Genomic DNA, 529 nt, shown 5'->3' with positions numbered 1-529 from the left:
GTGATAAAACTGTCAAATGACCAGCCGACGTTATGTAAAAGCGCTGAAAGATGCTGGAATGAAGCAAGAAAGAACGGGTTACAACAATCCTGACGCTGATGCTTACATTGAGCGTTGGTTTCGTACGCTAAAAGAGGAAACGGTTTGGCTCCAAGAATATGGTTCGTTCCTGGAAGCTAAACAGGACATTGATCATTACATAGCCTTTTACAATGATGAAAGACCTCACTCAGCGCTTGGATATCTGTCACCGAATTTCGTCAATCTGTAACTTCAAACGTTGCATAATTGTCTGGACATATGGGGTTCATTAAGGAGGGTTTAGAATGAAACTTCCGATGGAGAAGTGGTTAGATGAACAAGACGTATCAGAGCAAGCGAAGTCAACTTTCCAAGAGGCCATGATTTGTTATAAGGCAGGGGCTTACCGTGCTGCTTACCTATTCTCCTACTTGTTCTTTATGTTGGTGGTAAGAGATCGAATCTTACAGGCTAATTATTCTGAAGAGAAGAGAAAACAAATACAAGG

Annotated in this window: 2 protein-coding genes; both read left to right on the top strand. The window is 41.6% G+C overall.

Annotated elements, in window-relative coordinates:
* Window positions 1-16 precede the first annotated feature (16 nt).
* Window positions 17-271 (top strand): integrase core domain-containing protein, encoded by a 255-nt coding sequence (locus tag ACFQO1_RS13110; RefSeq protein WP_379866489.1) that lies wholly within the window; start codon window positions 17-19, stop codon window positions 269-271.
* Between the two features lie 55 nt (window positions 272-326).
* The coding region (locus tag ACFQO1_RS13105; RefSeq protein WP_380218619.1) for a hypothetical protein at window positions 327-529 on the top strand (203 nt) is incomplete at its 3' end.

Origin of the sequence: Jejudonia soesokkakensis, assembly GCF_042664795.1 — a bacterium.
Classification (GTDB): Bacteria; Bacteroidota; Bacteroidia; order Flavobacteriales; family Flavobacteriaceae; genus Jejudonia; species Jejudonia soesokkakensis.
The sequence above is the reverse complement of the archived record's forward strand: the minus strand, read 5'-3'. Positions and strand labels throughout refer to the sequence as shown.